Source organism: Poseidonocella sedimentorum (assembly GCF_900116005.1).
GTDB lineage: Bacteria > Pseudomonadota > Alphaproteobacteria > Rhodobacterales > Rhodobacteraceae > Poseidonocella > Poseidonocella sedimentorum.
The window spans coordinates 420,794-433,557 of sequence record NZ_FOYI01000002.1; the positions used below are offsets into that span (position 1 = coordinate 420,794).

Sequence of the window (12,764 nt, forward strand, 5' to 3'; positions counted from 1 at the left end):
ATGACCAAGTTCAAACGCCCGCTCTCCTTCGTTGCCTCCACCGCCGCCGCCTTCGGCGCCTTCGCCGGCCTGCTCGTCGGCACGGCGCAGGGCTCCGGCCTCATCGGGCTTGTCGCCGGCGCGACCCTCGCGGCCCTGCTCGCCGCGCTCATCATGCTCGCCAACCCGCCCGAACGCGTCGCCCGCTGGGGCCTTGCGCTCCTCGCCGCCGTCGCCGGGTTCTGGTCTGGCGGGCCGATGGGCGGGGTGATCGGCGCGCTCTTCGGCTGGTTCTTCGGCTGGCTCATCTACTGGCTCGCCACCAATCGCTACCGCGCTCATCTCGTGCCCTATCTCACTTCCGGTCAGGTGCTGTGGCACTACACCTTCCGCGTGATCTGCGGCGCGATCTTCATCTTTCTCATCACGCCGATCCTCGTGGTCATTCCGCTGTCGTTCAATGCCGAGGATTTCTTCACCTTCACGCCCGAGATGCTGCGCTTCGACCCGGACGGCTACTCGCTCAAGCACTACCGCGATTTCCTGACCAACCCGGAATGGACGTCTGCCGTCTGGAACTCGATCCGCATCGCGCCGCTGGCCACGCTCATCTCCGTCACTCTCGGCACCCTCGCCGCCATCGGGTTGAGCCAGTCCCATGTGCCCGGCCGCCGCACGATCATGGCCATCCTGATCTCGCCGATGATCGTCCCGCTGATCATCTCGGCCACGGGGATGTATTTCTTCTACTCCAAGATCGGCCTCGTCGGCACCTACTGGGGCGTCGTGCTCGCCCACGCGGTGCTCGGCATCCCCTTCGTGATCATCACCGTGACGGCAACGCTCGTCGGCTTTGACCGTTCGCTTACCCGCGCCGCCGCCAACATGGGCGCCGACCCGATCACCACCTTCTTCCGCGTGCAGATGCCGCTCATCCTGCCCGGCGTGATCTCGGGCGGGCTCTTTGCCTTCATCACCTCGTTTGACGAGGTCGTGGTCGTTCTCTTCCTCGGCTCGGCCGAGCTGCAAACCCTGCCGTGGCAGATGTTCACCGGCCTGCGCGAGCAGATCAGCCCGACGATCCTCGCCGCCGCGACCATCCTCGTGACGATCTCGGTGCTGCTGCTGACCAGCCTTGAGCTTCTGCGCCGCCGCTCCGAGCGGCTGCGCGGCATGTCCCCGGGTTGACAGACGCCCCAGAATCGTTAGCGAAGCCGGACGATTGACGGGCCCCGCCGGGCCCGTCGCTTGCAAGAGGGATGCCGATGGAAGAGCAGTTCGAGGCCGCGTTGGAATTTTTCGATGACAACCGCGAGACGTTCCTGATCGTGCAGGGGCTCGTGGTCAACATCTTCGCCGCGCTGGTGATCTTCATTGTCGGCCTTGTCGTCAGCGGCTGGGTCAAGCGGCGGATCCTGCGGCTCGGGGCACGCACCCGCCACTTCGACCCGACGCTCGCCAACTTCCTCGCCAATGTGGCGCGCTACGCGGTTCTGGCCCTCGCGCTCATCTTCGTCCTCAGCCGCTTCGGCATCGAGACCACCTCGCTCGCCGCGCTCATCGGTGCCGCCGGCCTCGCCATCGGCCTCGCGCTTCAGGGCACGCTGAGCCACCTCGCCTCCGGGGTGATGCTGGTTGCCTTCCGCCCGATCCAGATCGGCCAGTTCGTCGAGGCGGCGGGCCAGAGCGGGACTGTGTCCAACATCTCGCTCTTCACCACCGAGCTCACCACGGTCGACAACGTGCAGCTGATCCTGCCCAATGGCGAGGTCTGGGGCAATGTCATCAAGAATTACTCCGCCCACCCGACGCGCCGCTGCGATCTGGTCGTGGGGGTTAGCTATGATGCCGATCTGAAACGGGCCGAGACGATCCTGTGGGAGCTCATCCGCGCCGATGCGCGCGTGCTTGCCGAGCCCGAGCCCTTCTGCAAAGTCACCAATCTCGGCGACAGTTCGGTCGATTTCACCCTGCGGCTCTGGTGCAGCGCGGATGATCTCTGGGGGCTCAAGTTCGACATGACGCGCGCCATCAAGGACGCGTTCGACGCCAATGGGATCGGCATTCCCTTCCCCACGCGCACGCTCGTTGTCGAAAAAGGGCAGGCGGTCGGGGCCGACTGATCGCTGCCCGCGCGACCCCGCGACAATCGGGCACGCGCTCGGGTACACCAGTTTGAAATCATTTGATGTGAACTCTCGCCGGGTGACTGCGCGGCGGCTCTGCCCTTGCGCGAAATCCGAACAACGGAGCGATATCGGTGACCTGGCTGCAAACTCTCTGGACCGCCCGAACCCCCAGCACCTCAGCGGAGATGATCTGGCCCGGCGGCAGCGCGGCGGGATTCAGCTTTGACCTGGTGGTGGATTGGGAGGGCACGCGGCCCTGGACCTACCAGCTGAAATTCCGCGACGATGCGGGGCAAGAGGTCTTGCGCGTGGCGCAATATGATGACGGGCGCATGGCGGTGATCGGGCTCTCGGAGGGCGAGATCACGTCGCGCGCCGTGACCGATACGACCGACCAGTTCCGCTGGAGCAGTAGCCTGAAGCTCTACGATCACAGCGGTCAGCCGACGTCCGACACGATGGTCTACGACGATGGGCGCGTGGTGACGACGCTCTACTCAGACGGGGCGCTCAGCTCGCGCCAGATCGAGGACGCCGAGGACGCCTTGGCGTGGGAGACCATTTCGGACATCTTCGATGCGGATGGCGCGCTCCTGTCGCGGCTCAAGGTCTATGACGATGGGCGCGTATCGGAGGCGCTCTACGCGGACGGGATCAAGCAGAGCGCGGTGACGACGGATGTGGAAGATGCGTTCGTCTGGCGGGAGGTCGCGCGCGACTATGACGAGGCCGGCGCGCTCGCCGAGCAGCGCACGCTCTACGACGATGGGCGCGAGATGGTGGCGGAGTTTGACGGCGGCGTGCGGACCCTCATGACCATGACCGACACTGCCGATACGCGGAACTGGTCGCACTATGTGGACCGGTTCGACGACGAAGGCACGCGGCTGTCGCGCGAGAAAGTCTTTGATGACGGGCGCGTGGTTGTCACCGAATTCGACCCGATGTCCTGACCGGCGGCCGGGGCCGTCAGTCCAGAAGCCCGGCCAGCGCGTCTAGCGCGTTGCGCCAGCCGGCCTCGCCCGGGCTGCCCGCCGGAACACCGCGATGCACCAGCACAATGCGGGTGCCGCCCGACAACGGGGCGAGATCCACGCTGACCTCCGTAACCTCGGGCGTGCCCTCCGGCATGCCCATTGCCTCAGGCGAGAGGATCGCGCCCTCCGCGTCGCACATCGCCTCGGTATAGACCAGCCGACCGGGCGCATCGATCTCGGTGAAGGCCCCGGTGAAAAACATCGACATCCCGCCCCCCGGCCCGGGCCGCTTCATGCGGATCCGCCGCGCGCCGTTGATCGTCGGGTCCATCTCGATCACGCTGACGGCCATCCCGCCCGGCCCGTACCACCGCACGAAGTGCGCCGGATCGGTCCACATGCGCCAGACCTCCCCGATCGGGGCGGTCAGCTGCCGTTCGATCTTGATCCAGTTGCCCTCAGCCATGGCTCTCACCCTTGATGTACCGCTAAACTGCGAGGCCGCTCGCCCCGCGGGCGTCAACCGCCCGCGGCGAGTAGACACTCCTGTAGCCGGGCCCCGCGCCGCGCGCTGCAGGGCCACGGCGAATTACATGGCTTCGAGCAGCGCCTCGCCCGCGGAGACATCGCATTGCCCCGGCGCGGCCTCTTCGTGGAGAAGGCTCACGACCCCATTCTCGACCAGCATCGCATAGCGCTTGGAGCGCGTGATGAGACCGGCAGGCGGGGCCGAGAACTCCATCCCGATCGCCTTGGTGAAGGCCGCTTCGGGATCGCCCAGCATGGTGATCCCGGCCTCGGTCGCGCCGGTCGAGGCGCCCCATGCGCCCATCACGAAGGGATCGTTGACCGAGATGCAGATGATCTCGTGCACGCCCTTTTCCACAAAGCTATCCTTGGTGCGGATGAAGCTCGGCACATGGGCGGAATCGCAGGTTGGCGTGTAGGCCCCCGGCACGGCGAAGATCACCACCTTGCGCCCGTTGAGCAGGGTCGACAATTCGACCGCTTCCGGCCCCTCGGCCCCCAGTTTCACCAGTGTTGCATCCGGCAGAGTGTCGCTTGTCTTGATCGCCATAATACCCATCCCTCGGCTTGGTTGCTGATTGCGTTTCGCACTCCCAGCGATATAGCCTGCGCCGGCAAAAGGCCAATCGGGAATGAGGGCGCGCGGATGGAACGGATCGTGATTGTGGGTGGTGGACAGGCGGGCGCCTCACTGGCCGCGCGGCTGCGCGCCAAGGGGTTCGACGGGGCGGTCACGCTGCTCTGCGCCGAACCGGTCCCGCCTTATCAGCGCCCGCCGCTGTCCAAGGCCTATCTTCTGGGCGAGATGGAGGAGGAGCGGCTCTACCTGCGGCCCGAAAAGTTCTATGCCGAAAAGGACATAGAGCTCCGGCTCGACTGCGCCGTCGAGGCGATTGACCGGGCGGCGGGAGAGGTCGTGACCAGCCGCGGCCGCATCCCCTATGACCAGCTCGCGCTTTGCACCGGCTCGGCGCCGCGCCGTCTGCCGCAAGCGATCGGCGGGGCGCTCGGTGGCGTGCACGTGGTGCGCACGCTGGCGGACGTGCAGGCGCTTGAGCCGGAGGTGTCGCCCGGCCGCAAGGCGCTCGTGGTCGGCGGCGGGTACATCGGGCTGGAGGCCGCGGCGGTGCTGATCAAATCCGGGCTGACGGTCACGCTGGTCGAGATGGCCGACCGTATCCTCCAGCGCGTTGCGTCGCAGGAGACATCGGCCTATTTCCGGGCGCTGCACGAGGGCCACGGCGTCGATCTGCGCGAAGGGATCGGCCTTGAGCGGTTGCTCGGCGAGCGCCGTGTGACCGGCGCGCGGCTCACCGACGGGAGCGAGGTCGCGGCGGATCTGGTGATCGTGGGTGCCGGGATCGTGCCCGACACCGCGCTCGCCGAGGCCGCTGGGCTCGCGCTCGACAACGGCATCCGCACCGACACGTCGGGCCGCACCTCCGATCCGAAGATCTGGGCCGCGGGTGACTGTGCCTCCTTCCCGCATGGGACGGGGCGGATGCGGCTGGAAAGCGTCGGCAATGCCATCGATCAGGCCGAATGCGTGGCCGACAACATGCTCGGCGCCGAGCGCGACTATGCGGCCAAGCCGTGGTTTTGGTCCGATCAGTATGACGTCAAGCTCCAGATCGCGGGGCTCGGCACCGGGCATGACCGGGTCGTGACGCGGCCGGGCGAGGGCGGGGCGGTCTCATTCTGGTATTACGCGGGCGAGACGCTGCTCGCGCTTGATGCGATCAATGATCCTCGCGCCTACATGGTGGGTAAGCGATTGATCGAAAGCGGAAAATCACCTGCGCCGGATGTGGTGGCCGATCCGGAGACCGATCTCAAGGCGCTGCTCCGGGCATGAGCGCGTCATGAGGATCGTCGGGGGCGAGTTTCGCGGAACGGCGCTGGCCGGGCTCGGCAAGGGCGATCCGGGCGCGCATTTGCGCCCCACGACGGACCGGGTGCGCGAGACGCTTTTCAACGTGCTGGCCGGCGGGAAGTTCGGCGATCCGGTGAGCGGGGCGCATGTGCTGGATCTTTTCGCAGGCACGGGCGCGCTCGGGCTGGAGGCGCTGTCCCGGGGCGCGGCGGGGGCGGTTTTCGTGGATGACGGCGGCAAGGCGCGGGGGCTCATTCGCGACAATATCGCCCGCACGCGCACCGAAGCCTTGACCCAAATCCTCAAGCGCGATGCAACGCGGCTTCCCGCGAACACCGGCGCCCCGGCAACCCTCGTCTTCCTCGACCCGCCGTATGGCAAGGGGCTCGGCGGCAAGGCGCTGGCCTCGGCGGACGCCGGTGATTGGATCGCGCGCGGGGCGTTGATCGTCTGGGAGGAGAGCGCCGCACAGAGCGCGCCCGCGGGGTTCACCCGTCTTGATCAGCGCCGCTATGGCGATACCACGGTCACGTTTCTAGAGCGGGAGTGAAACCGCCGGGGCGCGCGTCCCCGGCCTTCGGTGATCACTCGGCTTCGGCGGCCGCCACCGCGGCTCTGGCGTCGTCATAGAGCGTCTGCGCGTCGAGCCCCTTGGCGCTCATCTCCGCGATCCACTCTTGCGTCACCGCCTCGCCAAGCGCCTTGATCTCCTCGGTGACCTCCGGGCTGATCTCGGCGATGACATTGCCGGCGGCCTTCATCGCGTTGAACCCGTCCTCGTCGCCGGTGTCATGCGCGCGGCCCGCCCAGGCGGAGGTCTCCAGCCCCGAATTGGCGTCGATCACGGCGCGAAGGTCATCGGGCAGGCCCTCGTATCTGGCCTTGTTCATGACCCAGACGAAGTAGAGGTTGTAGAGCGAGCGTTCGCCGGCGACATCGGTGTGGCTGTCGGTCAGTTCGTCGAGCTTGAGCGAAGGCGACATTTCCCACGTGATCACGCCGCCATCGACCACGCCGCGCGCGAGCGCTTCGGGGAAGGCGGGCACGGGCATGCCCACGGGCGTCGCGCCGAGCTTCTTGAGCAGGAGCGTCGCGGGCCGCGAGGGGCCGCGAAGTTTGAGCCCGTCAAAATCGGCAAGCGCCTCGATCGGCGCGCCTTTCTTGTGAACGAGGCCGGGCCCATGCATATGCGCGGCGATGACGTGGACATCGGCGAAATCATCCATCAAGTGCTTTTGCGTAAAGGCCCAGGCCGCGCGGCTCGCCTCTTCACCGGATTTGGAGACCATGAAGGGCAGCTCCATCGCCTCGGCTTCGGGGAAACGGCCCGGCTGATAGCCGGGGATAACCCAGCCGCCGTCGATCACGCCGTCGCGCACGAGGTCGTATTGCCCCGGGGCGGAGCCGCCGAGCTGCATCAGGGGATAAATCTCGACCTTGATCCGGCCGTTGCTCTCCGCCTCGACCTTTTCGGCCCAGGGTTCGATGAAATACTTCGGGTTGGCCGAGTTCGGCGAAACGAAATGCTGGAACCGCAAGGTCACGTCCTGAGATGCCGCGGGCAGCGCGATGGCGCTGGCGAGCGCCGCAAGCGCGGCGGCGAGACGGAATTTCATGCTGGTTTCCTCCATTTGCAGCGTCAAAACGCCCGCGATGGGGCGCAGAGTGCAAAATTTGGTGCGTGTTGCAACCAGACAGGCCCGCTTCGCGTGGCTTCGCCGCACCTTTCGAAACACTGACACGGATCTAGGGTCAGGCCGTCGAGCGCCTACTATATAAGGTGTCAGTAGGTCGGATGGAAGGTCCCGGCGGGAGAAAGCGTGAAAATCTCGCAGCCATCCGCGGTCACGCCTATGGAGTGCTCGAACTGGGCCGAGAGGCTCTTGTCGCGGGTCACGGCTGTCCAGTCATCGGCCAGAACCTTGGTCTCGGGGCGGCCGAGATTGACCATCGGCTCGATGGTGAAGAACATGCCTTCTTCGAGGATCGCGCCGGTTCCGGGGCGGCCATAGTGGAGGACGTTGGGCGGCGCGTGGAAGACGCGGCCGAGCCCGTGGCCACAGAAATCGCGCACGACGCTCATGCGATTGGCTTCGGCGAAGCTCTGGATCGCGTGGCCGATATCGCCAAAGGTCGCGCCGGGGCGGACCGTCTCGATGCCTTTCATCAACGCGTCGTGCGTGATCTGGATCAACCGCTCGGCCTTGCGGCTCAGCTTGCCCGCCACGTACATCCGCGAGTTGTCGCCGTACCAACCATCGACGACCACGGTCACATCGATGTTGAGGATATCGCCGTCCTTGAGCTTCTTGTCGCCCGGGATCCCGTGGCAGACCACGTGGTTCACGCTGATGCAGCTCGCGTGTTCGTAGCCCTTGTAGCCGATCGTGGCCGAGACGGCACCGGCGGCGTTGATCTTCTCTTCGATGATCCGGTCGATCTCGCCCGTGGTCTGGCCGGGGAAGATGTGTTCGGCGATGTCGTCGAGAATGGTCGCGGCAACCGCGCCGGCGCGGCGCATACCGGCGAAGTCGGCCTCGGAATGGATGCGTATGCCGTCCCGTGTGAGGCGGCCCGTGTGTTGATCGTTCAAACCGCCCCTCCTTCAGGGTGCGCTGGAATTGAAGGTGTCTGTGATTTATTTAGTTGCAAATGCAGCATTGTGCCAGTCCTCAGAGATCGCAGGGGATCGGAGCGCCGAGCGTGATGCCTTGGGTGTCGATATCCGTGCCGAAAACATGGAGCCCGACCCCGGCCGCGCGCGCCTGCGCAAAGCGCGCCGCATAGGCCGGATCGATGTCGGCCGCGAGGGCAAACCGCCGGCAATCGGTGCGCTGGACAAGGTAGAGCATCGCCGCCCTGTGGCCCGCCCGCACCATGGCGGAGAGCTCGGCGAGGTGTTTGGCGCCGCGGGCGGTGACGCTGTCGGGAAACTCGGCGAGCCCCGGCTCGCGCGAGAGCGTGACGCTTTTGACCTCCAGATAGAGGTCGGGCTCCGGCCCGCCGCCGAGGAGGAAATCAATCCGGCTCCCCTCGCCATATCTGACCTCGGGGCGCACCGTCTCATAGGGCCCCAGCCCCGGCACCGCGCGCGCCTCCAGCGCCGCGCGCAGAGCGCGGTTGGGCACGGAGGTATCGACGCCGGTGAAATGTCCGTCCTCGTGCTCGACCAGCCGCCAGCCGTATTTCAGCTTCTTTTTCGGGTCATCGTTGGGCTCCAGCCAGATCCGTATCCCCGGATCGGCCAGCCCCATCATGCTGCCCGGATTGGCACAATGAGCCGTCACCTCGCGCCCGTCATCGAGCCGGCAATCGGCGAGGAAACGCTTGTAGCGGCGGATCAGGCGGGCGGGCACGAGCGGGGTTTGAAAGCGCATGGGTTGGCCCTATACCTTGCCAGACAGGAGCGTGCCAGATGGGCGCGCAAGGAGGGCAGCGATGGGCAATCCAACGGCGGCGATGCTGGTGATCGGGGATGAGATCCTCTCGGGCCGGACGCGCGATGCCAATATGCATTACCTTGCCGGCGAGTTGACGAAACAGGGCATCGAGCTGCGCGAGGTGCGCATCGTCTCCGATGATCACGCCGGTATCGTGGACGCGGCCCGCGCCCTCTCAGGCCGCTATGATCATGTCTTTACCTCTGGCGGCATCGGGCCCACCCATGATGACATCACCGCCGATGCAATCGCCGAGGCGATGGGCGCCGCGATCGATATTCGCGAGGACGCCCGCGCGCTGCTGGCCGAGCACTACCGCGCGCAAGGATCGGAACTCAACGCCGCGCGGCTGCGCATGGCGCGGATCCCCGAGGGCGCGGCGCTGATCGACAATCCGGTCAGCATCGCGCCGGGGTTCACGATCGGCAATATCCATGTGATGGCCGGGGTCCCGACGGTGTTTCAGGCGATGGTGGCGAGCGTCTTGCCGAGCATCGCCGGGGGCAAGCCGCTGCTGTCCCAGAGCTTGCGGATCTACCGCGGCGAGGGCGATATCGCGGGGCCGCTGGCCGATCTTGCCGGGCGTTTTCCCGCGCTGTCCTTCGGCTCCTACCCGTTCCAGAAAGACGGCGTTTTCGGCGCGCAGATCGTCGTGCGCGGGTTCGACGGCGGCCAGATCGACGCCGCCATGGCCGAGCTGGCGCAGTTGCTGGAGGCATGACGGACGGGGCGCAGCCCTGGCTGGAGGCGATGGAGGCGACATGGCCCCCCGCGCGCACCGAAACCCATGCGCCGATCACGCTCCGGGACGGGCAGGGCGGCGGCAAACGGGTGAGCGCGGCCAGTGTTGCCGGCGCCGGGGCGCTCGCCCCCGAGGCGCTCCGGGCCGCGGAAGACCACATGCGCGCGCGCGCTCAGGCGCCGCTCTTCATGATCACCCCCAATCAGCGGGCGCTCGACGCCCAGCTTGAGGCCGAGGGTTACGGCATCGTCGATCCGGTCCATCTTTATGGCGCGCCGGTGGCGGCGCTTGCCGGTCTCGACCCGGGCGCCCATCCGATCACCGACGCCGAGGCCCCGCTCGCGATCATGTCCGAGATCTGGGCCGAAGACGGGGTTGGCGCGTCCCGGCGGGCGGTCATGGCGCGCACGGGTGGCCCCCGGTCCCATCTGCTCACGCGGCACGGCGACCGCGCCGCGGGGGTCGGTTTCATTGCCGCCCATGGCGAGATCGCGATGATCCACGCGCTCTACGTCCGCCCGATATTTCGCCGCAAAGGGCAGGCCCGCGCGCTGCTGCGACACGCGGCGCTCTGGGCGCGGGAGAGGGGCGCGGCGCGGATCGGCCTCGCCGTCACCCGCGCGAACGGGCCGGCCAACGCGCTCTACCGCGCGCTGGGAATGGAAACCGTGGGGGGCTACCACTACCGCCTCCGGGATGCCGCGCGCGATGCGGCGTGATGGTCTTGCCGCCCTCGCGCTGATCGGCGTGCTTGCCGCGAGCCGGGCGTTTGCGCTGGATCTTCCCTCCGGGGCCGAGCTCATCTCGGAGCAGATCGCGCCGGATCGCTACCAGCTGCCGATTGCGGCCTTTGACGGCGAGCGCGTTCCGACGGAGCGGATCGAGGGGCTTGTCACGCGCCAGATCTGGCGCTTCCCGCGATCGAGCCATGGGACGTTCCGCGTCCTTTCCGCGCTGCGCGACGATTTTACCGCCCGCGGGTTCGAGGAGGTCTTCCTCTGCCGCGCGACTGTCTGCGGCGGCTATGATTTTCGCTTCGGGATCGACCTCGCCCGGCCGCCGGAGATGATCGTCAACCTGCAGGATTTTCGCTATGTGGCCCTGCGCCACTCCGATGGCCGGGTGGCGAGCGCTTTGGCGAGTCGGTCGGGCAACACCGTCTATCTCCAGCTCATCACCGCGGCGCCGATGGACGCCGTCCCGCGCGCGGAGGTGGCGGCGCCCGATCAGATCGGCCCCATGCCCGACGGGGCCATCGCCCGCGCCATTGCCGCCGAGGGCCACGCCGCGCTCGACGATCTGACCTTTGAGACCGGATCGACCGCGCTCGGGCCGGGGCCTTTCGCGTCGCTGACCGAACTTGCCGCGCTGATGGCGGCGGATCGGGCGCTGCGCGTGGTGCTGGTCGGGCATACCGACTGGGTCGGGTCGCTGGACGCCAATGTCGCCCTCTCGCGCGCCCGTGCGGATGCGGTGCGCGCGCGTCTGATCCGGGACCACGGCGTCGCGCCGGACCGGATCATGGCCCGCGGGGTGGGCTACCTTGCGCCGCGCGCGAGCAACGAGACCGACGCGGGCCGGATGCGCAACCGACGGGTCGAGGCCGTGCTGGAGCGCGCCCCGTGAGCGGGGAGACCCGCGTCCTCGTGCTCGGCGCGAGCGGCCGCGTCGGCAGGCTCCTGCGCCGCGCCTGGTTTCTCGCGCCGCCCCCGGCGATCCGGCCGATCTACCAATCGCGGCAGCCCGGGAGCGGGCCGGATGTGGTCTGGAGGCCCGGCGCGCCGATGGATGACCTGCCGCCCACGGAGGCGATCCTCGCGCTTTGGGGCGTGACCTCGGGGGATGACCTGACGCAGAACGCCGCGCTCGCGAGGGAGGCCGCCCGCATCGCGTCGCACATCGGTGCGCGGCGCGTGCTGCACCTCTCCTCCGCCGCGGTCTATGGGCCGGGATGCGATGGCGCGCACGAGGAGGATGCGCCGCGCCCGACGACCCCTTACGGGCGGGCCAAGGTCGCGATGGAGCGGGAGGTGGCGACGCTGAACGGCGGCTCTGCGCATACCTGCCTGCGGCTGGGGAATGTGGTGGGGGCCGATAGCCTCACCGCGGCCCTCGACGGGACAGTTCCCGCCCGGATTGACCGCTTCCCCACCGGCGCGGGCCCGCTGCGCAGCTATATCGCGCCCGGCGCGCTCGCGCGGGTTCTTGCCGGGCTGCTGCGACTGGACGCGGGCAGCCTGCCGCCCGTTCTCAATATCGCGGCGCCCGAGCCGGTCCGGATGGAGGACCTGCTCCGCGCCGCCGGGCGCCCGTTCGACTGGCAGCCCGCGCCCCCCGGCGCCGCGGAACGCGCCACGCTCTCGACCGACCGTCTCGCCACGCTCCTCCGCGGCGCCCTGCCGCGGAGCACGGCGGCGGAGATGATCACCGACTGGCGCGAGGTGCGGCCGCGATGACCCCGGGCAAACGCCTCACCGATGTGATCCTGGCGGGCGCGCTCCTGCTGATCTTTGCCCTGCCGATCTGCGCGATCGCCCTGCTGATCGCGCTGCGCGATGGCCGGCCGGTGCTCTATCTGTCGGAGCGGATGAAGACGCCGGAGACCGGGTTCACGCTGTTGAAATTCCGCACAATGAGCCGGGCGCGGGCCGATACCGGCGTTTCCGGCGGCGACAAGGCGGGGCGGATCACGGCCACCGGGCGCTGGCTCCGGGCGCTGCGGCTCGACGAGCTGCCCCAGCTTGTCAACGTGCTGCGGGGCGACATGAGCTTCGTCGGTCCGCGCCCGCCCCTGCGGCAATATACCGAGCGCTTCCCCGACCTCTACCGCGCCGTTCTGACGATGCGCCCCGGCATCACCGGCCTCGCGACCCTGCTCACCCACCGCCGCGAAGAGGCGCTTCTGGCCGGCTGTGCCTCAGCGGAGGAGACCGATGCGGTCTACGCCCGGCGCTGCGTGCCGCTCAAGGCGCGGCTCGATCTGCTCTATGCCGCAAACCGGACGTGGTGCTGGGATATGGTCATCCTGCTCCGGACAGTATGGCGCGCTGCGCGGCGTTGAGGCGACAGGGCGGGAGGAAACCTGCCGATTTGCAC

General features: G+C 67.9%; 15 protein-coding genes. 10 read left to right on the plus strand and 5 right to left on the minus strand.

Annotated features, from left to right (window positions below):
• The 3 genes from BM353_RS05005 (at position 1) to BM353_RS05015 (ending at position 3,061) form a co-directional block, all read left to right on the plus strand.
• Entirely contained in the window at positions 1-1,167 is a 1,167-nt protein-coding gene (locus tag BM353_RS05005) for an ABC transporter permease (RefSeq protein ID WP_092077241.1), read from the plus strand.
• Between the two features lie 71 nt (positions 1,168-1,238).
• A complete protein-coding gene (locus BM353_RS05010) occupies positions 1,239-2,102 on the plus strand; it encodes a mechanosensitive ion channel family protein (protein WP_245759568.1) in 864 nt (287 codons plus the stop codon).
• A 137-nt stretch (positions 2,103-2,239) separates the two neighbouring features.
• A complete protein-coding gene (locus tag BM353_RS05015; protein WP_143104100.1) occupies positions 2,240-3,061 on the plus strand; it encodes a hypothetical protein in 822 nt (273 codons plus the stop codon).
• A 16-nt stretch (positions 3,062-3,077) separates the two neighbouring features.
• Here BM353_RS05015 and BM353_RS05020 read toward each other — a convergent pair whose 3' ends face one another.
• Positions 3,078-3,551 carry an SRPBCC family protein gene (locus BM353_RS05020; RefSeq protein WP_092077245.1) on the minus strand — a complete coding sequence of 158 codons (474 nt, stop codon included), beginning with the start codon at positions 3,549-3,551 and terminating at the stop codon, positions 3,078-3,080.
• 123 nt (positions 3,552-3,674) lie between these two features.
• Positions 3,675-4,163 (minus strand): peroxiredoxin, encoded by a 489-nt coding sequence (locus tag BM353_RS05025; protein ID WP_092077247.1) that lies wholly within the window; start codon positions 4,161-4,163, stop codon positions 3,675-3,677.
• A 96-nt stretch (positions 4,164-4,259) separates the two neighbouring features.
• On the opposite strand from BM353_RS05025, the gene BM353_RS05030 reads away from it, so the two are divergent.
• Together BM353_RS05030 and rsmD are read left to right on the plus strand one after the other, a co-directional pair.
• Positions 4,260-5,468, plus strand: coding sequence for an NAD(P)/FAD-dependent oxidoreductase (locus BM353_RS05030; RefSeq protein WP_092077249.1), 1,209 nt, complete (start codon positions 4,260-4,262; stop codon positions 5,466-5,468).
• A 7-nt stretch (positions 5,469-5,475) separates the two neighbouring features.
• On the plus strand, positions 5,476-6,036 hold the full coding sequence (gene rsmD / locus BM353_RS05035; RefSeq protein ID WP_092077251.1) for a 16S rRNA (guanine(966)-N(2))-methyltransferase RsmD: 561 nt from the start codon (positions 5,476-5,478) through the stop codon (positions 6,034-6,036).
• A 34-nt stretch (positions 6,037-6,070) separates the two neighbouring features.
• Here rsmD and BM353_RS05040 read toward each other — a convergent pair whose 3' ends face one another.
• The 3 genes from BM353_RS05040 to sfsA all read right to left on the minus strand — a co-directional run bounded on the left by BM353_RS05040 (position 6,071) and on the right by sfsA (position 8,863).
• Positions 6,071-7,102, minus strand: coding sequence for a TRAP transporter substrate-binding protein (locus BM353_RS05040; RefSeq protein WP_092077576.1), 1,032 nt, complete (start codon positions 7,100-7,102; stop codon positions 6,071-6,073).
• Between the two features lie 167 nt (positions 7,103-7,269).
• A complete protein-coding gene (gene map / locus BM353_RS05045; RefSeq protein WP_092077253.1) occupies positions 7,270-8,079 on the minus strand; it encodes a type I methionyl aminopeptidase in 810 nt (269 codons plus the stop codon).
• 79 nt (positions 8,080-8,158) lie between these two features.
• Complete coding sequence (sfsA, locus tag BM353_RS05050) at positions 8,159-8,863, minus strand: DNA/RNA nuclease SfsA (protein ID WP_092077255.1); 705 nt, start codon at positions 8,861-8,863, stop codon at positions 8,159-8,161.
• 61 nt (positions 8,864-8,924) lie between these two features.
• Here sfsA and BM353_RS05055 point away from each other — a divergent pair, with 61 nt between their 5' ends.
• The 5 genes from BM353_RS05055 to BM353_RS05075 are packed head-to-tail and all read left to right on the plus strand — an operon-like array spanning position 8,925 to position 12,729.
• The gene (locus BM353_RS05055) at positions 8,925-9,647 is read left to right on the plus strand and encodes a competence/damage-inducible protein A (RefSeq protein ID WP_092077257.1); all 723 of its coding nucleotides are present in this window, start codon (positions 8,925-8,927) and stop codon (positions 9,645-9,647) included.
• On the plus strand, positions 9,644-10,387 hold the full coding sequence (locus BM353_RS05060; RefSeq protein WP_092077259.1) for a GNAT family N-acetyltransferase: 744 nt from the start codon (positions 9,644-9,646) through the stop codon (positions 10,385-10,387). Before BM353_RS05055 ends, BM353_RS05060 begins: the two co-directional genes overlap by 4 nt.
• A complete protein-coding gene (locus BM353_RS05065; protein WP_143104101.1) occupies positions 10,377-11,294 on the plus strand; it encodes an OmpA family protein in 918 nt (305 codons plus the stop codon). The genes BM353_RS05060 and BM353_RS05065 overlap by 11 nt, the downstream gene beginning before the upstream one ends.
• Complete coding sequence (locus BM353_RS05070) at positions 11,291-12,124, plus strand: NAD-dependent epimerase/dehydratase family protein (RefSeq protein WP_092077263.1); 834 nt, start codon at positions 11,291-11,293, stop codon at positions 12,122-12,124. The genes BM353_RS05065 and BM353_RS05070 overlap by 4 nt, the downstream gene beginning before the upstream one ends.
• A complete protein-coding gene (locus BM353_RS05075; RefSeq protein WP_092077266.1) occupies positions 12,121-12,729 on the plus strand; it encodes a sugar transferase in 609 nt (202 codons plus the stop codon). Before BM353_RS05070 ends, BM353_RS05075 begins: the two co-directional genes overlap by 4 nt.
• Positions 12,730-12,764 lie beyond the last annotated feature (35 nt).

What these genes read in the sequence shown, in the direction of transcription:
- BM353_RS05060 (WP_092077259.1), top strand. Translation starts at nt 9,644, where the DNA reads ATGACGGACGGGGCGCAGCCCTGGCTGGAGGCGATGGAGGCGACATGG.
- BM353_RS05055 (WP_092077257.1), top strand. Translation starts at nt 8,925, where the DNA reads ATGGGCAATCCAACGGCGGCGATGCTGGTGATCGGGGATGAGATCCTC.
- BM353_RS05005 (WP_092077241.1), top strand. Translation starts at nt 1, where the DNA reads ATGACCAAGTTCAAACGCCCGCTCTCCTTCGTTGCCTCCACCGCCGCC.
- BM353_RS05030 (WP_092077249.1), top strand. Translation starts at nt 4,260, where the DNA reads ATGGAACGGATCGTGATTGTGGGTGGTGGACAGGCGGGCGCCTCACTG.
- BM353_RS05020 (WP_092077245.1), bottom strand. Translation starts at nt 3,551, where the DNA reads ATGGCTGAGGGCAACTGGATCAAGATCGAACGGCAGCTGACCGCCCCG.
- BM353_RS05010 (WP_245759568.1), top strand. Translation starts at nt 1,239, where the DNA reads ATGCCGATGGAAGAGCAGTTCGAGGCCGCGTTGGAATTTTTCGATGAC.
- rsmD (WP_092077251.1), top strand. Translation starts at nt 5,476, where the DNA reads ATGAGGATCGTCGGGGGCGAGTTTCGCGGAACGGCGCTGGCCGGGCTC.
- BM353_RS05040 (WP_092077576.1), bottom strand. Translation starts at nt 7,102, where the DNA reads ATGAAATTCCGTCTCGCCGCCGCGCTTGCGGCGCTCGCCAGCGCCATC.
- sfsA (WP_092077255.1), bottom strand. Translation starts at nt 8,863, where the DNA reads ATGCGCTTTCAAACCCCGCTCGTGCCCGCCCGCCTGATCCGCCGCTAC.
- BM353_RS05065 (WP_143104101.1), top strand. Translation starts at nt 10,377, where the DNA reads ATGCGGCGTGATGGTCTTGCCGCCCTCGCGCTGATCGGCGTGCTTGCC.
- BM353_RS05075 (WP_092077266.1), top strand. Translation starts at nt 12,121, where the DNA reads ATGACCCCGGGCAAACGCCTCACCGATGTGATCCTGGCGGGCGCGCTC.
- BM353_RS05025 (WP_092077247.1), bottom strand. Translation starts at nt 4,163, where the DNA reads ATGGCGATCAAGACAAGCGACACTCTGCCGGATGCAACACTGGTGAAA.